Annotated in this window: 14 protein-coding genes and 1 tRNA gene; 5 read left to right on the top strand and 10 right to left on the bottom strand. The window is 47.8% G+C overall.

Features of this window, described 5'->3' with window-relative positions:
• Nucleotides 1-21 precede the first annotated feature (21 nt).
• From D4L85_RS10680 to D4L85_RS10670, 3 genes are all read right to left on the bottom strand, one after another.
• Complete coding sequence (locus tag D4L85_RS10680) at nucleotides 22-477, bottom strand: nuclear transport factor 2 family protein (protein ID WP_119758736.1); 456 nt, start codon at nucleotides 475-477, stop codon at nucleotides 22-24.
• A 357-nt stretch (nucleotides 478-834) separates the two neighbouring features.
• Nucleotides 835-1,149, bottom strand: a complete 315-nt coding sequence (locus D4L85_RS10675) for a hypothetical protein (RefSeq protein WP_160143657.1) — start codon at nucleotides 1,147-1,149, stop codon at nucleotides 835-837.
• A gap of 134 nt (nucleotides 1,150-1,283) precedes the next feature.
• Nucleotides 1,284-1,631 (bottom strand): MGMT family protein, encoded by a 348-nt coding sequence (locus D4L85_RS10670; RefSeq protein ID WP_073134248.1) that lies wholly within the window; start codon nucleotides 1,629-1,631, stop codon nucleotides 1,284-1,286.
• 55 nt (nucleotides 1,632-1,686) lie between these two features.
• Here D4L85_RS10670 and D4L85_RS10665 point away from each other — a divergent pair, with 55 nt between their 5' ends.
• Nucleotides 1,687-3,222: a putative Ig domain-containing protein gene (locus D4L85_RS10665; protein WP_119754305.1), complete on the top strand. Its 1,536-nt coding sequence runs from the start codon at nucleotides 1,687-1,689 to the stop codon at nucleotides 3,220-3,222.
• Between the two features lie 78 nt (nucleotides 3,223-3,300).
• Nucleotides 3,301-3,385: transfer RNA gene (locus D4L85_RS10660), tRNA-Ser, on the top strand.
• Between the two features lie 319 nt (nucleotides 3,386-3,704).
• Here D4L85_RS10660 and D4L85_RS10655 read toward each other — a convergent pair.
• From D4L85_RS10655 to D4L85_RS34735, 4 genes are all read right to left on the bottom strand, one after another.
• Nucleotides 3,705-4,163, bottom strand: a complete 459-nt coding sequence (locus D4L85_RS10655; protein ID WP_160143656.1) for an anthrone oxygenase family protein — start codon at nucleotides 4,161-4,163, stop codon at nucleotides 3,705-3,707.
• A gap of 9 nt (nucleotides 4,164-4,172) precedes the next feature.
• The gene (locus D4L85_RS10650; RefSeq protein WP_119754303.1) at nucleotides 4,173-4,580 is read right to left on the bottom strand and encodes an ester cyclase; all 408 of its coding nucleotides are present in this window, start codon (nucleotides 4,578-4,580) and stop codon (nucleotides 4,173-4,175) included.
• Nucleotides 4,581-4,689: 109 nt separating this feature from the next.
• Nucleotides 4,690-5,799: a flavin-containing monooxygenase gene (locus tag D4L85_RS10645; protein ID WP_119754302.1), complete on the bottom strand. Its 1,110-nt coding sequence runs from the start codon at nucleotides 5,797-5,799 to the stop codon at nucleotides 4,690-4,692.
• 121 nt (nucleotides 5,800-5,920) lie between these two features.
• A complete protein-coding gene (locus D4L85_RS34735; RefSeq protein ID WP_119754301.1) occupies nucleotides 5,921-6,709 on the bottom strand; it encodes a LuxR C-terminal-related transcriptional regulator in 789 nt (262 codons plus the stop codon).
• Nucleotides 6,710-7,264: 555 nt separating this feature from the next.
• On the opposite strand from D4L85_RS34735, the gene D4L85_RS10635 reads away from it, so the two are divergent.
• From D4L85_RS10635 to D4L85_RS10625, 3 genes are all read left to right on the top strand, one after another.
• Nucleotides 7,265-8,323 carry a helix-turn-helix domain-containing protein gene (locus D4L85_RS10635; protein ID WP_160143655.1) on the top strand — a complete coding sequence of 353 codons (1,059 nt, stop codon included), beginning with the start codon at nucleotides 7,265-7,267 and terminating at the stop codon, nucleotides 8,321-8,323.
• A 75-nt stretch (nucleotides 8,324-8,398) separates the two neighbouring features.
• Nucleotides 8,399-10,837, top strand: coding sequence for an outer membrane beta-barrel protein (locus tag D4L85_RS10630; RefSeq protein WP_119754299.1), 2,439 nt, complete (start codon nucleotides 8,399-8,401; stop codon nucleotides 10,835-10,837).
• Between the two features lie 146 nt (nucleotides 10,838-10,983).
• Entirely contained in the window at nucleotides 10,984-12,069 is a 1,086-nt protein-coding gene (locus D4L85_RS10625; RefSeq protein WP_119754298.1) for a DUF2652 domain-containing protein, read from the top strand.
• 23 nt (nucleotides 12,070-12,092) lie between these two features.
• Here D4L85_RS10625 and D4L85_RS10620 read toward each other — a convergent pair whose 3' ends face one another.
• The 3 genes from D4L85_RS10620 to D4L85_RS10610 all read right to left on the bottom strand — a co-directional run bounded on the left by D4L85_RS10620 (nucleotide 12,093) and on the right by D4L85_RS10610 (nucleotide 18,432).
• Complete coding sequence (locus D4L85_RS10620) at nucleotides 12,093-13,406, bottom strand: vanadium-dependent haloperoxidase (RefSeq protein WP_119754297.1); 1,314 nt, start codon at nucleotides 13,404-13,406, stop codon at nucleotides 12,093-12,095.
• Between the two features lies 1 nt (nucleotide 13,407).
• A complete protein-coding gene (locus tag D4L85_RS10615; RefSeq protein ID WP_228450846.1) occupies nucleotides 13,408-16,731 on the bottom strand; it encodes a VCBS repeat-containing protein in 3,324 nt (1,107 codons plus the stop codon).
• Between the two features lie 81 nt (nucleotides 16,732-16,812).
• Complete coding sequence (locus tag D4L85_RS10610; protein WP_119754296.1) at nucleotides 16,813-18,432, bottom strand: SusD/RagB family nutrient-binding outer membrane lipoprotein; 1,620 nt, start codon at nucleotides 18,430-18,432, stop codon at nucleotides 16,813-16,815.
• Nucleotides 18,433-18,466 lie beyond the last annotated feature (34 nt).

Genomic DNA, 18,466 nt, shown 5'->3' with positions numbered 1-18,466 from the left:
CTGTTTATTCGTTTAGCCTTTTCATAAATGCTCTTTTGTGTCTTTATACTGCCAAAGAACATTAATAATTTTCCAACTACCGTTAAGCTTCACAATGTGCATATAGTCAATCCATTCGTCTGCCATTAATTTTACAGAGGCAGTACGTTCTGAAACGTCGAGCAGAAAAATCTCTTTTTTAGGTGACGAAGGGAATTTGTCGCCATTCTTATTATAACTTTCTGCAAGCAAAATCATAGATTCTGTTGTCGTTTCTCGTACATAGTCTTTCCCTGTTCCTTTGTCTTTCCAAAACGTACGTTTAACCATTCTGGGGTGTAGTGCCCGGTCCATTTGCTTAGGATTTGGCTTGTGTTGAGACTCTATATAGTCAAGAGCAGCTTGTTTGATTTCTAAGCTATCCTGTTTAGTTTGTCCAAAAACCAAGTGGCTCATCAGGAATAGCACAAGGCATAAAAGAACATTTCTTTTCTTCATTTTATCTGAGTTTTGAGTAGGCTTGTAGTTGGTTCTCAATAAAGTTTTGTTGTTACCACTGGCTATACGTATTACGTTTATATTAGTTTTATCTCCAGACACTCGTTATCAATCCGGTTGAACTAACCAATCCCAAGAAATTTCCGGGTATCTCAAAGCCCCACGAGCAAAAGCCCTGAGCACGACAACGGAGATGGATAAAATGTCTTCAAGCGCCGCGTGTTCTGTGTCGATGGAATGGAACAGGCTAAAAAAGGAAAAGGCCGATCTCCTTTTGAGAAGACGGCCCGATCCCGATTAAAAAACCAACCCCACTATCTTTAAACTTTGCCGGCCTAGACAGGGCCTGCGAAAAGTTTAGTGTTTTATGTATTGATACTCGCGGCGCGCACCATCTTTGGTGATGCGGATAGTATAAGTATCCGTGCTTGCTCCGCCGAAGTCGATGATCATTTTGCGACGCTCAAGGCTCTGCGCAGTGAGCAGGTTGCCGTTGGAAGCGTAGATCTCTACGGTGGCGCCCACAAATTTTTTCTGCGCCTTGAATACAAAGAATGTCCTATGCTTGGTGCTGCCGACCGTGATGGTCTCGTCGGCATGGTTGCCCGACGCGAAGGCCGTGGCAGCGGTGAACACGAAGGCCACCACTAAAATTGTGTGGAGAAGCTTCATAGGGGTCGTTCTTTGGCGGAGACAAGCCAAACCCTATGCCACGGACCGAAAAGCCCAAATTGGGCTGAATTGGGGTGGTCGGTTATAAAATTATCCTGATCCGGGACAAAATTTTCTTGATTTGGTAAACGGCCCTATAAGGCGAGCTCTTTGGAAGGGTCCCAGAAAACGGTTTTGAAGTCTTTGACCTTGTCGTTAACAACCTTGATCCCCTCTTTTTCCAGCCGCTTTTGCATGCTGTTGGGGTCTTTGAAGTGATGTTTGCCCGACAACAGGCCGGCGCTGTTCACCACGCGATGGGCAGGCACATCCCGCGGACAGCCGTGCATGGCCCATCCTACCATCCGTGCACTCGATTTCGCCCCCAAATAGTGGCCTATAGCCCCATAGCTGGTGACACGGCCTTTGGGAATCAGGCGGGCAACTTCATACACATCTGCGAAAAAGTCGTTGGTTGTACCTTTCTTTTTGACCGTTGGCATATCATAGAATTTTGATCTTGTTAAATTTACCGCTCCAAAATCTTAAAAATCTATTGTGAAGCGGTTCTATCTCATTGCTCTCCTACTCATCACCACCCTCTCCGTAAATGCTCAAGTTCAGCTGGTCTTCCCCGACTCAGTGGGGTGGAATGTGTTGAACGAAAATGAGGAATTAAACTTCCAGGTCAAAAGTCACCCGGATGTAAAAAAATATTTTTCGATCGAAGGTGTAGAAGGACTCGGCATCAGCTTTGACTCGCTGGGAAATTTTAGCTGGAAGCCGTCGTTCGACCTCGTGGATCGTGTGGCGAAGACGAAAGATTTTTCCGTGATCTTCCAAGCCGCCTTTGCCGACGGCAAGCGCGAACGCAAAACGATCACGTTCACCGTGAAGCATGTGAACCGCCCGCCCGTAGTGGAGGAGTTGCCCGTGCTCTATGTGAAGCAGGGCAAAGAGAACGCCTACCAGATCGGCAGCGACTATGTTTACGACCAGGATGGCGACCCGCTGTCGTTTCGCGCGCCACAAACCGAGCTACCCGAAGGCGCGGCATTCTCGTCGCAAGGCCAGTTCACCTGGACGCCCTCGCGCACACAGTTCATGAACCTGAAGAGCAACCCGATCACACTCGAGTTCATCGTGCAAGACCAGCCCGACAAAGCCGAGACCAGAGGCAAACTGCGCGTGGCCCAAACGCAACAGGACCTGCCGCCGGAAATAACGATCATGCCCATGGACACGGTGTTTGCCATCAAAGAAGATGAAACATTGAACCTGCGCATCTACCTGAGCGACCCCAACGGCGACGACAACGTGCGCAGCGCCGGCTTCATCGCCTCCGACAAGCGCATCCCCACCACAGCCTTCAAGGAAAACACGCAGTTGCTCTACGAGTTTACCTGGACACCCGGCTACGAATTTGTAGACGACGCCCAGACCGCCCTGACCCCGGAGCTGACCTTTTTCGTGCTCGACAAATCGAACAACCGCACACAAAAGAGGATAAAGATCAAAGTGCAGGACACCGAAAACATGATCAAGAAAGACGCGCTCTTGTTTTCGAAATACCGTAACAACCTCATCGACTGCATGGTGCTGATCCAGCAACTGGACATCAATCAAAAGAAATTGAACCAGGACTTCAAAAAGGCAAAGAAAGGCAAGAAGAATCGCAGCATCATGAATGCCAGCCTGGGCGCCGTGACAGGTTTCACGCCCATCATTGTAGATGACGCCACCACTGCCAAGGCCGTTAGCGGCGTGGGGGGCACGACCGTGCTCACGCTAGGTACTCTGGAAGCTACCGAAGTGATCGGCCGCAGCAAGGAGAGCATCATGGACAAAATCAAAATCAACATCGACCTCCGGAACAAGATCCAGGCAAACGGCGACGAATTTGCGCGCAAATACGCCCTGAAAATGAACCGCCGCGGCGCCGAATTTGACAAGGACATCGAAAAACTCCGCGCCAGCCTGAACGACCAACGCATCGTGCTGCTGGAACTGGACGCCTACAACAAAAACCTGGGCAAGATCGACGACAGGGACATCAAGAAAGTGTTTTTAGACTACGGCGACGAAACGAAATAGGAGAAAGTTGCGGACCCGGGTTTGCCAGAAAGCTAGAAACGGCTAGATTTGCACTCCCAAAATGCACCGCAACACGAAAGAGGAGTGGCAGAGCGGTCGAATGCGGCGGTCTTGAAAACCGTTGAACCGCAAGGTTCCGGGGGTTCGAATCCCTCCTCCTCTGCAAGCAACTTCAAAACAGCCCCGAGAAACTCGGGGCTTTTTGTTTTTCGTACGGCTGAGCCAAAAACGCAGTTTTTTAAGCGAAGACATACGGAAAACAAAAACGAGCGAAGTGAAGTGTTTTGGAGTTTGTTTGACACTCCCCACCTGAGGGATCACTGAAAGTAGTCCCTCCTCCTCTGCAATCAAAAACACAGGCCCGGCTCCGTCGGGTTTTTTTTGGTATCCTGACGAACTCCAAGCTTTTGCCTTGAGCGTGAGGAATGGGGGTCAACAAAAATGTCGCGAAGCGAACCTGTATGTTTAATTGAGACTCCCAGCTAAGGGATCGTGTCGGTTTTTGTATTTATCCAAATCACGATTGTCATCCCTAAAACGGATGCCAACGTCCGGTAGCAATGTAATGTCCACCATTCGTCTCTATAGCGCATCCATCCTATCGGGGGTTTTTCGGGGTTCCACGTTATAACCACCGCATTAATAACTTGATTCCCAAAAGCTGTAATTAATCCGGCCGCAATAAAACATAACGACGCTACGATCAGCCAGGTCATCTTTATCTTTTTTCTTTTGTTTAGAAATGCATTTATTAAAGTAACTATAATGGTAACAAACCCTAAGCGCGGCATCAGCACATTCAATGCGCTGATTAAGTTTTGTTGCTGTTCAATGTATGCAGTCGGCGACAGGGAGAAGGGATCGAATCCAAGCCAAACACCAAACACGGCGCCCATTACCAGCGCTGAAGAGAACGTGTTTAAAAAGCGAATAAAGTTCAAAAACATATTCTACTTCAGGATCGCTCCTATCTGAACCAGCAATGCAAATCGGTCAGGGACGCCCCAATGCTCGACGATCTGACCATTGGAGATTTTGGCTATATCCATTACATCGATGGATACTTTCCGGTTAGTCGGTTGATGTCCAAAGAATACTCCTGAATGAGTAGCCGTAAATTTAAAATGTCCCCAAACCACGTCTCCATCCGTGCTAAACCGTACAAGTTCGTATTGACGATCAGAAAATCCATTCGCAATGGCGAGGATCGATTTCTTGAGTTCGTCTCTTCCATTCAGGCGACCAAACTGATGCTCGACAACATCTTCGCTTATCAGCCGGTCGATCGTATTCATGTCAGCTAGCCCGAAGCCACGTTCTACTACCGTTCTTAAAACTTCAATTTCCTTTTGATTCATATATTTAATGGATTGAATATTTAAAGGAACAAAGCTGCGACATCGCTATGTCTTTATGTATCACAAGAAATAGTGATATTAGGGTATAGGGAGAAGTATCACCAGTTTTTCAAAACGTTCGTTTCCTCTGCGGCGACGACGTGAACAGCCCCTGGTTTCTCTCCAAAATTTGATTGCAGATATATTTCGCATCACGTCCCACCCCGCCAAGGATTGCCGATGTTAATCCAAATTGAAATAACATTCCGACAAAAAATAATCCTTCTACGTCCGTCGAAACTCCTCGTGTTGTTTTCGGCCAGCCATTTTCAAATTCCTGCTTCATATTTATCCACGAGAAATCGGGCTTAAAGCCAGTTGCCCAAACTAAACTGTTAAATGTTCGAAGACTGCCATCCTCGAACTTAAGCCGACTATCGTCAACGCCAGCAACACGCGACAAGTGAGTCACTCCGGCAGCATGCACATCATCCATCGACACGTTGATGAGCGGCGCCCCACCCGCAAGGACACTCTTTTTCGCTTTCCTCCCCAGGGGTGTTTTTATATTGATAAAATTATTGATGAACCACCAGTAAACAGGGCCGAGGTATTTAAACACAAAGTCGGGAATCTTAAAGGTGGGTTTGCCCGACAAAAACACTTTATGCGTCTTTGCAAGGTCGATCGCAATTTGAACGCCGGAACTGCCGGCGCCCACAACCAACACATCACCTGGCGGCACCATTGACGGATTTTTATATTGAGAGGAATGTATGCTGAAAACGGAAGGGTTAATGAGCTGTTTGAATCCCGGAAAATTTGGTCTTTGATTGCTGCCTGTGGCCACCACGAGGTTGTCACAAAAAAAGCTGTCTTCGTTCGTTATAACCTCAAATGCATACTTCGTGTCGGGGATAACCTTTATTACTTTTTTCCCAAATCGAACGGGCAGGGTGAATCGCTTAACATATTGAGTGAGATAGTTCGCCACTTCTGACTTATTAGGAAAGGTTCCCCGCTTCGATGGAAATGGATAACCTGGCAGCCCGTTGTATTGAGATGGCGTAAATAATGTAAGTGAGTCCCACCTTCTGCTCCAAACCTCACCCGGAGATTCGCTTTCATCCAGAATCACAAAATCAATTCCGTTCCGTTTTAAATAATAACCCGTTGCCAGACCGGCCTGGCCGCCTCCCACTACGATTGTGTTGATGAATTTCTTGTCAAGTCGATCCATAATAGATTAATGAATTTTCGAGACAAGAATAGCGTCAAAGAACAACGCATGAAATCACGGGGATCGGTGATTTATACGGCGTGGAAAGGCGTTTGATAGCTTATGCAAACGCTGGGGGGGCCTAAAGCCAGAACGATCTTGAGGCTTCTTTAACGAGCTCCATGGAATTCTTTACGTTTAGCTTGGCGAGCAGGTGTCGTCGGTGTGTTTCTACCGTATTGATACTTATGAAGAGCTTGTCGGAAATCTGCTTTGAGGAAAATCCTTCGGCAATTAGTTTCAAGACTTCCCTTTCCCGCGCCGTCAACAAATTTATGCTCTTATTTTTTTCCAACTCACTTGACTGTGGGCCACCCAATAGTTGCTTCTTATTGGCTTGCTTGTATTCGAGCGCAACCTTCAGCAGGTTATCCTCGTTGTCGGATGCGATCGCCTTTTGATGGAGTTTGACATCCTCATCCAGTCGTTGCTGCGTCACATCCCTCAGCGAACCCAATACGAAGTCTTTCACGTGCTTGTCCACGGGAATAATCCACTTCGTCTCCTCCAACCAAATCCATTGTCCATCCATTCTCCTAAATCTATACGTCAGTTGCATTGGGTCCGGCTCTTTAAGACTCGTCGGATCGAGCAACAACCTATGGCCTTCGATGATGGTTTCCATGATCCTTGCCTTGTCCTCGGGGTGAATCAAAGGGATCCAAAATTCCAGGCCTCTGTATAACAATTCTGATGAACTGTACCCGGTAATATCCTTAAAGACCTCACTCACAAAAACAAATCTGTTTTGGGCACATGAGACAAGATAGACTACTCTGTTTTTATCCCGCTTTAACTGCTTAAGCAACGGTGTTACAAAACGTGCTTTGTCGTCAAGGATTTCTTCCAGTTCTCGAGAAACAAACTCCATATTCTTTCAAGATCAAATAGTGAACCGTCCAGCGCAATTTAAAACAATTCTCATCAAGCGCTTCATACGTTCTTACTAACGCACGGAGCAACTCACAGGTTCGCAAGCCGGGAACCTGTCCCCTACAGAAAAGAAAATATCACAGAATACCGTGATTTTTAGTCGGAGCATAGGAGATCACAACTTAAATAATCAAAAATAGAAACGACGGCAGCCATAAGTGACTTCCTCCTTAAAAGATCAGGAATGCCGCCATCCGGAAGCACCGGGAAAATTGTGAACGAGAGTAGGTAAGATCTTATCGGGTTAAACCATTCTGGCCTAAAATGCACGAAAAACCGCATGTGCCATTAGGTTCGGGCTTTCCTTTTTTTGAAATTGGCCTCTGCCATGAAGGAACTGCCTGAAATCGCCCTAAATTTTTGGAATTTCTTGTTCGTCGGGCTTTCGTCTATCGGGTTATTTTTTTCGGTCAAATTAATTATCGTACCCCGGCTCAATAATAGAGCATCGAAAGCCCTTGGCCTCTATCTTCTTTTGCAATCGCTCGGTTTAATGGAGTCCTGCCTTTATTGGACGAATTACGTTTATCGTGTTCCTGAATTCTACGCGTCAACCTTTCTCTTCGCCCTGCTCTATGGCCCGCTGCTCGTTATTTACTTTGATGCCGTATTTGAGAATCCTAAACCGCTGATCCGCTATAGTTTTCATTTTTTGCCCTTCCTGATCATGCTGGGCCTCAAAATGCCCTATTATCTCAGCTCACCGGAAGTCAAGATCCTGCATCCGGACCAGGCTCCACTCTCCTATTCGATCAACGACCTGATTGACTACGCCGAGATCATCAACATCACTCATCTTTCCATTTACGGTTATGTTTTATTCAGGAAGATCCGTGCCCATTCGGGCATCGGATACATGCGCCCCTGGGCTAACTGGATACTGGCGTTCTATATCTTGTTTATCGCGTTGACCATCCTGTATTGGTCAATCGTTGTTGCTCAGCAAAGTACATTGCTCGCCGACTATTTCATTTCACTCTCTGCTTGCGGCGCCATTGTCCTGCTCGCCTGGTTTGGCGACCGGTATGAAAAAATGAAAGAGGGAGAGCCCATCATGGACTCCCTATGGCCTCGTTTAAAGGATCAGCCTCAGCAAAATAGTCAGTCGTTATCACCTGTTCTCCACGCAATTGAAACCCTTTCCAACGAGGCCGAAGACATAAAATATAAGAACTCCGGTCTGCCGGACTCCCTGGCTAAAAAACTGGCAGCGGATCTTGGCGTGCTCATGTCCCGGGAACAACTCTATAAAGAAAACGACCTCAAACTGGAGACCCTTGCCGAAAAATTAAAAAGCAACCGGCACTTTGTATCACAGGTCATCAATCAATATTATAAGACCAACTTTTTTGATTTCATCAATGCCAACAGAATTGATGAAGCTAAACGGCTCCTGGTCAGTGACGATCACGAATTGAACATCATAGAAATAGCGTATGCCGTTGGCTACAACAACAAAGTGACCTTCAATACCGTCTTCAAACGTTTCACGGGAGTGACGCCTTCGGAGTACCGAAAACAAAATCACCCCGAGTTTAAGACAGACGATTAGGTTAAACTTGATCGGGGTATACGCGTTACTCCCCGGCTTCTCTGAAATTCACTTGAAAATCAAACAAGGAAATTCATGAGAACGATGTTTAAGTACCTGACCATTTTAGCATGGGTGATGACAACCACGGTTTGTTCCGTCGCCCAATCCACCTCCGGGAGAATAGAAGGGAGTGTGAGCAATGAGCAAGGCGAGCCTCTGGAATATGTTACCGTATTGTTGCGACAGCCACAAGATTCAGTCCTGATCACGGGAGTCATTACCAATGCGACCGGTCAGTATTCCTTTGAATCCGTAGCCCCTGGACAGTATATCCTCACGCTAACCTTCGTGGGGTACCAAAAGCAATCCATACCCATCGAACTACAAGGTGGCGCCAGCATTTACACCGTCCCGGCAGCGATCCTAAAAGAAGATGCCCGGGTTCTTGGTGAAGTGGTGGTTCACGCACAGAAACCCCTGGTGGAGCAAGACGGCGGCAAACTCATCCTGAATGTACAGAACTCCATCATTGCGGCGGGTGGTTCTGCCGCTGAACTTTTAGAGCGAGCGCCGGGTGTAAGCATAGATCAAAACAATCAGATCTCGGTCAATGGGAAAACCGGGGTCAATATTATGATTGATGGCAAACCTACCTACCTGCCACCTGCTGAACTCGCCACGCTGCTTCGCAGCATGAATGCAAACAATATTGCAACGATAGAAGTGATCTCCAATCCGTCAGCCCGCTATGATGCCAGTGGCAACGCCGGGGTCATCAACATTAAGCTAAAAAAGAATACACTGGAGGGGTTCAATGGTTCGATCACCGCGGGAGCCGGCCACGGCCGTTATGGCAAAGCTAATGGGAGCATTAACCTAAACTATCGTACTAAGAAATGGAATCACTTTCTCAACTATGGATACACTTATAATAAAAGGTTCGCCGATGTCTACACCGATCGTGTAACGCTTCGCAATAACGGTGATCCCGTTTATTATACCCAGCAGCTCGACCGGATCCAAAAGTTGCCTTCCCACACCTGGCAAGGAGGGTCGGAATGGCAATGGAATTCCCAAAACTCAATAGCCATGATCACGTCAGGCAGTTACAATGAACGAACCACGGATAACAATTCATTCACGCAAATAAAATCAGCGCGCGGCAACGAAGCAGACTCAACGTTTATCTTGACCAACGAACAACGCTATCGCTGGTACAACGTTTCAAGCTCCATTGGATACAAGCATCTTTTTTCGCGCACCGGCAGTGAATTCACCATAGATGTTGACTATTCAAATTACAAATTTAAGCTCAACGACAACTTTGCGATCCAACAATTTGAGCAAACGGACATTCTCAAAAAACAATACAATATATTGAGCGACCAACCCTCTTCATTTAATATTTACACTGCGCGTATGGATTACGTGCATCGCTTGAACAAACAAACCTCCCTGGAGACCGGGATTAAGTTCAGTTACGTAAACACCATAAACGAAATAGTTTTCACCAATAATCAAAGCGGTCAATTTGAAACTGATTTGACCCGGTCGACCAACTTCGATTATACCGAAAAAGTAGGTGCTGGCTATGTTACTCTGAAAACCAAATGGTTGGGATTTGATACGCAGGTAGGACTGCGGGCCGAGCAGACGCATTACGAAGGCTTTTCGAGAGGGACGCAGTTGTCCATCGAGCGAGACTATTTTAGGGTGTTTCCAAACGTCAGCCTGAATCACAGCGCGTGGGAAAATTATCAATTTGGTTTTTCCTACAGTTATCGGATTGACAGGCCGGCCTACAACGATTTGTACCCCTATGTCTTCTACTTCGATCCGTTCGCCAGCCAGAAGGGAAACCCTGCATTGCTCCCGCAGTTCACGCATAACTTCCAGTTCTCACAGACGATTGCCAAGGATTTTGCCATCAACCTCGGGTACAGTACCAGTTCACAATACATCGCGTTTGTTATATTGCTGAAAGAAGACAGGGTGTCGGAATATGCCATCAAGAAAAATTTTGACACGTTCCAAAACTATTACCTTACGGTGAGCGCCCCCATAAGCATCAACAAGCATTGGACGATCAATAGCAACATCAATTTATTTTACAACCGTTTTAACACACAGCTCCTGGATGAAGTTTATAAGATTGGCAAATTCAGTGGCATCGTCACCCTTACGCAAACCATAACCTTGCCGTGGGATCTGACCGGGGAAATTACAACGGTGTACAATGCACCTAACATGTTGGGGCTTTTCGAGACTTCGGCACTGGGTTCCGTGAATGTGGGACTGCAAAAAAAGGTATTCGACAAAAAGGGCTCACTCCGTTTAAATGTTACGGATATTTTTTATACCAATCGGGTAACGTACGGTGTGTCCTACCCTGGGCTTGATGCGCATTTCTATAATTATCCCGAAACCCGCGTCATCCGGCTCAACTTTACTTACAACATTGGCAAGACAGGACAGGCTATGCGCAAGCACAACGGACAAGACGAGGAGCGGAAGCGGGTTGGGATAAACTAGGCTGCGTTGGCTCTGGCAAAACACGCCACATATTTTTTTCGTACGGGTATAAGTTGACTCTAGGGGACTGCTGGTTGGTTTATTCCTATAAAATCCCCGGATCAAAGTAATAGCCTCTAAGGGCTAATTTATACCTTTACGTACCAATGGAAAACAAAGGGCTCGTATTCATCCCCGATATCAGCGGCTTCTCCCGGTTCGTGAGCGAAACCGAGATCGAGCACAGTCGTCTTATTATCCAGGAGCTTTTGGAGATCCTGATCAACGCAAACCAGATCGGCCTGGAGGTCTCTGAAATAGAGGGCGATGCCATACTTTTTTACAAATTCGGCGACCCGCCCGATCTGAAAGCACTGTACACACAGGTTGAGCACATGTTTTGCTCTTTCCACCGGAACCTGATCGCCTATGAGTTGAGCAAATATTGTCAATGTAAGGCGTGTCTTTCTGCGATCAACCTTTCACTGAAGATCATCACGCACTATGGGGAGTTCACCGGGTACACGGTACGGAACTTCAGCAAGCTGATCGGGAAAGACATCATCGTTGCGCACCAGCTCCTGAAAAATGATATCGCCGACCATGAGTATTGGCTGATCACAAAAAGCCTGTTGAAAGATAAACCCCTCGGCCCGGCCGACTGGATCGAATGGAACATCGGAGCCAAGCAGACCGAGACCGGCGATGTTTCCTATCACTATGCTCAGCTTGGCTACCTTAAAAAAGAGCTGCCGCAAGAGGAAGCACTGCCGCCGCAGCTGGCAAAGAAACTTCGGGTAATTTCCGTTTCAGAAGCATACGACACCGACATGATCACCATGTTCCATGCCTGTGGTAATTTCAATTACCGCGCCCGTTGGCAGGAAGGTGTGGAGAAGGTGGAAGAATTGAGCCATTACCTGCCGCGCATAGGCATGCGCTGCCGCTGCACGTACACCGATGGGAAAGTGATCACTTACGTCAGCAGCTACTACAAATATCAGCCGGAGCGAATTGAGTTCAGTGAAACAGACGAGAAGGATAAAAGCGTTACCTATTTCACGCTGGAGAAATTAGCTCCCCTGAAAACAAAACTTACGATTGATTTTTACCTCAACAAAACACTCCCGGCCGAATTCGTATTTCGCCTGGTAAAAAAGAAAAAGGTCGAAGAAGCATTCCAAAAATCCCTACAGACCCTAAAAGTCTTCGCGAAGGATCTGTACATCCCGAGCGCCAAAGATTTTTTGTGAATCGAAGAGCTTACCTTGGCACTTTAAGGCCTGGCGATCTCTTGAATCTTTTGAACGATCGCCTGCCCGACGCCTTCTCCTTGCTCTTGTCCATTCTCGATGGAGTCCCTGAAATGAATTCCCCCATATAACCTTGAAATACCCGCTTCGGCCGAGGCCTGTTGGAAGGATCCAAAACTTCGAGCAGGCAACCCAAAATATTCCTCACTGGTATCGGTAAACTTAAAGTTGTCGCCAAACAGGAAGGTGAGTATGGAGGCAGATGCTGCGGAGATCACGCTATGGCCACTGGTATTTTCGGGAAAGGGCGGCGTTTGCAAGAGCGGCCTCCAACTGGGATCGATGTATTTGTTTATCGCCGTTTCGGGTCGTACACGGTCGCTTTGATACTTCACATGCCAGCAGCTGATAAAGGCGTCGTGCAGCGTGAGTGCGACGAGTGCGTGTGCCAAGACCGTCTTCTCGATCGATGCCGAAGAAGAGACGCAAGCAATGCCTGTAATTCCCATCCAATGACCACCGGGTGATATTTTTTTGATCCCTATCGCCATGTGCCCGGAATACTGAACAGCAAAGGGATTGCAATCCCAAAAGCCGGCGATCGCCCGCTGCTCGGCCGACATCTTTTTGGAGATATCATAAACCTCATACATCAATTTTCCAAAGGGTGAGTCTTTGTCCGTCGAGAACTCGGCGGCGCTGCGTGAGGTGATCTGCTGTGCAGAATCCAGAAAAAACGGGCGAATCGTTTGCCAATGCGGCTCCACGGCGGCCATGTATTCCGGTGGTGTGGGATACCAATGCCCTTCCGCTACCACGGGGCTATACCTTTTCAGTGTACTCAATTTCGAGTAGCCATCGGTCTTGGAATATTCAACAACCTGCGCAGCGACGGTTTTCGCAAAGGCCATATTTTGCTCCAGGCATTGCGAGGAAAAATGATATTTCTTTTTGAAGTCCTGCAACAAGGTCGCCTGTGTTTTTTCAAGGAGATATCCCGAAGGCATCAGTTGGCGGCCGACTTCAAGCATCGCATAGGCCGCAACAAAATCTTTCGATACACAGGATGGAATGGGGACGTTAGAAAAGCTTGGACGAATTTTAAACCTTGACGGAAGATCAAAGGGCTCCCGCTCGATCTGGTTTAACGCCTGATAGGCACCCAGCATGCAATAAGCGTAGAACCGACTCGCCGCGGGCGGATTCACCACATCGTGGAGCATTACCTCCGACAGCGAAAAAGCAGATTTTACAAAGTCGCTCACCGGCACGGGCTTCTCCTTTCCTCCAGCCATGCCAAAGCAACACATCAACACAAACATGCACCAGGCCTTCATCCTAATTTGTCTTTTTATAGGTTACGATTTCCTTGTTATTGATACCGGCAAGTAAATATTTCTGGCCGTTCACGGTGATCCACTTTAGCGACTTGACATCGCCGGTTAGTGAAAGACCCGCCAGCCTCTGCGGAATATAGTTAAAATGGTTTTGTCCATCCCCCTGAAACAGCTGGCCATAGTTTGCATCAATGGCCCCTAACCGAATGCGCATAGCACTTTCATTGCCGGCGAGCAATACGTCAAGCTTGCCATCATCATTATAATCCAGCACCTCGATTGCCCCAATGGGCGCGAACTGCGCTTGTGGCGGTAAAGCATGTTTTACAAATTTTCCATTCACATTTTCCAGCAGCACGGTCCGAAGTTCATTGGCGCGCAGCACGCTCGCCTGCCCGATCTCCGTTTCAGAAAAGAGCATTCCGAGTTTCGCGGGTGCATAGCTTGCATAGGAAGTGAATTTCTTTCTCAGGCTGTACACCTGATCCAGCAATTCATCGCGTCCGGCAACTGGATAAGATTGATGTTGAATAAAATTGGTGAGGATGGGATCGATCGAACCGTTCTTATCAAAATCGGCGTACGTCAATTCCAGCATCTCCGAATCAGAAGCTCTGAACTGTGAATTGAGACCGTGGTTGCCCGCGATCAAATCGACATCTCCGTCGTGGTCAAAATCACCTGCTGCGAGTTTGCTCCAAAGGCCCATCTGCGGACCATCCACAAATGCACCAGCGTCCTCTTCAAACTTTTTTCCCTCTTTGTTCAAGAACACTTTCACCGGCATAAACTCACCGACCGCAATCAGATCAGGAAATCGATCACTATTGAGGTCTAACCAGATGGCATCCGTGATCATCCCGGCGTTTACGAGGGAAGGAAGAGCGGCATCGTCCATTTTGCTAAAATGCCCATGTCCATCGTTAAGTAATAAATAACTTGGAGGTGCGACTGGATAACGTCCCGGCACGACGCGTCCTCCGAGAAAAAGGTCAACGTCACCATCCAAATCAAAATCGGCGGCTCTTGCACAGGATTTAGAAGTATGTATCGCCGGCAATGCGTCGGGGCGTCGCGTGAAATTACCCTGACCGTCGTTGAAGTAGATCCTGTCCTGGAAGACGGGATCCTTTGCCGCATAGTCATGATAACCTCCGCTTACCACGTAAAGATCCTGGTCGTTATCGTTGTCCGCGTCAAAGAAGATGGCATCAACTTCCGTGCGCGCATCATTTTGCGAAGACGGAAAGGAAAGTGATTCGTGGAACCGGCCCTCCTTACTTTGGACAAATAGTTTGCCCGGCAAAACTTCGGATCCGCTTACAAAAACATCCACTAACCCGTCGCCGTTAACGTCGGCAGTCGCTATTGCCGGTCCGCAGTTCGATTTCATGGTCGACAACAAAGGCTGTCTTTTAAAATCGTTTATTGGAAATTGCCGGTGTGAATAGGGAACCAGCGGTTCCGACACTGCAAACACCGGATTCAATTTCTCAGCGACAACCTGGTGTTTGACGCCATCATTTTCCTCGACAGACAGGATCTGATCGACCGCTATATCCTTGAGCAAACTCACCTTTCCCGACGGCCACTCCACTCTCACGGAATCAATTTTCTTTTCATTCCCAAGTCCAACGTGCAGTGTTGTGGCGACGCTTGACTGATACCCGCGCACGGGCGATTGCTCGAAATACTGACTTCTATTGCCGGCGTATACAAAAACCTTACTGCCTATGCCGAATGTATTTCCCTTAGCTCCTTTGAGCTTAATGCCAAGGAAGGATGCCGTTGGATTCTTGTCCCGCAACACATTCTTGTATAAGAAGGCCGATTCGTTTTGATTATTCACCACTAGGTCCAGGTCCCCGTCATTGTCGAGATCGCCAAACGCTGCGCCATTCGAAAAGGTCTTCCTTTCAAAACCCCAGGCAAAACTTTGATCGGAAAACGTCAGATCTCCATTGTTCCGGAACATATAGTTATGCAGCGGCGTAGAGCTCATCATGGTGGCCAGTTCCAGTGTATCGGGTTTTTCTCCCGCAATGGCTTTTTTAAAATAATAGTCGCCCTTGTACTTCAGAAAATCACGCTGCGTATAATCCCGAAAGTATCCATTGGTGACAAAGAGATCTTTCCAACCGTCGTTGTCATAGTCGGCAAACAGGGGTGCCCAACTCCAGTCGGTGTTTGAAATGCCTGAAAATTGACCAATCTCGCTGAAGGTTCCATTGCCATTGCTCAAATGAAGCATATTGCGCATGTACTGATGATAAAACCCTTCCTTTACCGACAGCGCATAGTGCTCATAGTTATCGGGGCCGTAGAGTAACTTCTGTCTATAATTATCCTCCGGCAACATGTCCAGCGTATAGATATCCGGCCATTCATCATTATTGATATCGCTCACATCGACTCCCATGGAGAAATGGGAAATATGTCGTAGGTATTCAGGCAGCTTGTCTGCAAATGTACCGTCTCCGTTGTTGATATAGAGATAGTCGGGTTCGATGTAGTCGTTTGAAATATACAGGTCCGGCCAGCCATCTTTGTTGATATCCGACACGGCGATGCCGAGCCCGAAACCCAATGCATTTGATAAAATGCCAGCCTTCGCCGTTACGTCGACAAAGTGACCGTTATCATTCCTGAATAACTTATCACCTGCATAGGGGTGCACGGTGGTCCGTGCATCTTTAAATTCAAGGTCACGTATGACCTTCACATTCGTAGCCAGTAAATAAACATCCAGGTCTCCGTCTTTATCGTAGTCGAAAAATGCGGCTTGGGTTGAATACGAAGGATCGTCCAGATTCATTTCCTTAGCTTTGTCTACGAAGGTCAAATTGCCTTGATTGATAAAGAAATGATTTCTTCGATCTTCAATATTCTCCTTGCCGGAGCGACATACATAAATATCCAGCAGACCATCGGCGTTGATATCGACCATGCTCACGCCGGTTTTCCAACCTGTGCTGCAAGCCACGCCGGCTGACGATGTGATGTCCTTAAACTTAAAATTGTCAACGTTGAGATACAACTTGTTGCTGCCGGCATTGGCGATCAAGTAGATGTCGTCCAATCCGTCATTGTTGATATCGCCAATGGCAACGCCACCCCCATTGTAAATGTTTTCATACGTGAGGGCATTGTTGCGGGCGGTTTCTTTGATGGTATTCTTAAACGTCACACCACTGCGGGCGGGTGGCACCCATTCGAACAACGGTTCTTGCTGCGCCTGAACGGAATGAACGCTGATCATACCCATGACGGCCACCGGCACCATCCACTTCATGGTCCGCAAAAAAAACATCAAACGCGCGCGCATATCTTCGAGTAGCCTAGAGGTCTAAAAAAAAAATAAAAAAAAGGGGCAGGCTTTGGGCCTGCCCCTTTGAAGGAGATTCTCTTATTGATCCCACCAAACTTTTGCACTCCAACTATCTTGCTTGCCGTCGAGACGATCCACGGCTGCTTTATAGTTGACGGTGTTAAGGGTAGATTCTGTCGTGGGGTAAGGTTCGCGACGGGGAATGGCACCGTTCGAAAAGTTGCCGGATGCAACGACCGGTGTCAGCACAGGATATCCTGAACGTTTCCAGTTGTTCCAAGCCTCGGCGAAGTTCATCAAGGCTCCGCTGGTTGCCCAGTATTGCTCGTTGATCATTTTCAGAGACGCATCATTCGAAGTTTCGATCAGCGGGTGCGCTGCTGCGTAATTGGCAGCGACAGCCGCATCAATCGTGGCAGCGGCACCGAAGGGTGCGAGGGCCAACATAGCACCTTCTACACCGTTGCCGTAGTGTTCGGCAGCCGAGCCTCCGACATTGTATCCTCTGACAGCAGCCTCGGCCAATAACAATTCCGTCTGCGCATAGGTAACAACAAATACGGGAGCATTGAAGTTACCGTAGATGGCTGTCTTGGGACGAGAGTACTTCCCAATCGGCGTTGCATCAGCACCGCTTCCGGTACCGCCCGGATATCCCGGTGAGGTAGTGATGTCTGTCGCGCCTCCATTCAGATCAAATCCATTGGGAAGACCCAATTGGGCAGCGGGAGTGGAATTACCCGGCTTGGTAGCATCCTGGTTATTTTTAAGGCCGTCCTGAGGCACTTCAGCGATAACACCCAAACGAGGATCGCTCGTGCTGCTCAAATAGTCGATCAGTGTTTTGCTCCAACGCACCTGGTAGTAGTCGGCCGCTGTCATCAGACTTCCTGCGTAGTTGTTGCGATAGCCGTTAGCGTTGTCCGCGATCACGTAAGCATCATCGGCAGCGCTTGCAAAGGTACCTCCTGCGGCGGCTTTCTCAGCGTACGTTTTTGCAGTGGCGGCATCTGCTTTGGTGAGGCGCATAGCAATGCGCAGCATCAGCGAGTAACCAAACTTCTTCCATTTAGCAAAATCGCCTTTGTAAAATATGTCCGCTGACGGGATTGCCTTTGAGGCATCCATGGAGGTAAGCGCACCATCCAGGTCGGCTAACAACGATTTGTAAAGGTTTTGCTGAGTATCGTACTCCGGCAACGATACATTGCTGTTGGCCTTCCAGGCTTGCGAGTAAGGAGCATCACCGTAAACATCTGTAATATAGTGTACTGACATCACGCGTACGATGCGACCCACGGCCGTAATGTTTACTTTTTCCGGATCGGTCTCGGTGTTCTTGATCATCTCGCTGGCGAAGGCGCCGGAACGGTAGCACTGGTTCCAACTGGTAGCCTGATACGAATTGGTGTTGCTGGAGGGAACATACTTGTCCATATTGGAATAGTAATTTGCACCGCCAGAACTGGTAGAAGCCAACAATTGAACCCAGCCGCTTTGGAACAAAACGGGACCACTATATCCGGTGATACCGTCGGCATAGGTCCACTGCGCGTTTGAGAGGAAATAATTGGAATCAAAGGTACTGGGCGATGACTTGGTGGGATCGGTATTGATCGACTCAAAGTCGTTGGTACAACCTACCATGATCGCCACGATCAAGACAAGTCGGGATATGATTGTGAATGTTCTTTTCATTTCATTTGTTTTTTTAGGTCTCACACTAAACATC

Source organism: Chryseolinea soli, assembly GCF_003589925.1.
Taxonomy (GTDB): domain Bacteria; phylum Bacteroidota; class Bacteroidia; order Cytophagales; family Cyclobacteriaceae; genus Chryseolinea; species Chryseolinea soli.
Note: the sequence above shows the minus strand (reverse complement) of the source record. Positions and strands in the feature narration are given on the sequence as shown.

Bases quoted from the DNA above. Each gene is read 5' to 3' on its own strand.
- D4L85_RS10670 (WP_073134248.1), bottom strand. From the start codon at position 1,631: ATGCCAACGGTCAAAAAGAAAGGTACAACCAACGACTTTTTCGCAGAT.
- D4L85_RS10675 (WP_160143657.1), bottom strand. From the start codon at position 1,149: ATGAAGCTTCTCCACACAATTTTAGTGGTGGCCTTCGTGTTCACCGCT.
- D4L85_RS10630 (WP_119754299.1), top strand. From the start codon at position 8,399: ATGAGAACGATGTTTAAGTACCTGACCATTTTAGCATGGGTGATGACA.
- D4L85_RS10635 (WP_160143655.1), top strand. From the start codon at position 7,265: ATGGAGTCCTGCCTTTATTGGACGAATTACGTTTATCGTGTTCCTGAA.
- D4L85_RS34735 (WP_119754301.1), bottom strand. From the start codon at position 6,709: ATGGAGTTTGTTTCTCGAGAACTGGAAGAAATCCTTGACGACAAAGCA.
- D4L85_RS10620 (WP_119754297.1), bottom strand. From the start codon at position 13,406: ATGAAGGCCTGGTGCATGTTTGTGTTGATGTGTTGCTTTGGCATGGCT.
- D4L85_RS10680 (WP_119758736.1), bottom strand. From the start codon at position 477: ATGAAGAAAAGAAATGTTCTTTTATGCCTTGTGCTATTCCTGATGAGC.
- D4L85_RS10625 (WP_119754298.1), top strand. From the start codon at position 10,984: ATGGAAAACAAAGGGCTCGTATTCATCCCCGATATCAGCGGCTTCTCC.
- D4L85_RS10610 (WP_119754296.1), bottom strand. From the start codon at position 18,432: ATGAAAAGAACATTCACAATCATATCCCGACTTGTCTTGATCGTGGCG.
- D4L85_RS10650 (WP_119754303.1), bottom strand. From the start codon at position 4,580: ATGAATCAAAAGGAAATTGAAGTTTTAAGAACGGTAGTAGAACGTGGC.
- D4L85_RS10645 (WP_119754302.1), bottom strand. From the start codon at position 5,799: ATGGATCGACTTGACAAGAAATTCATCAACACAATCGTAGTGGGAGGC.
- D4L85_RS10615 (WP_228450846.1), bottom strand. From the start codon at position 16,731: ATGCGCGCGCGTTTGATGTTTTTTTTGCGGACCATGAAGTGGATGGTG.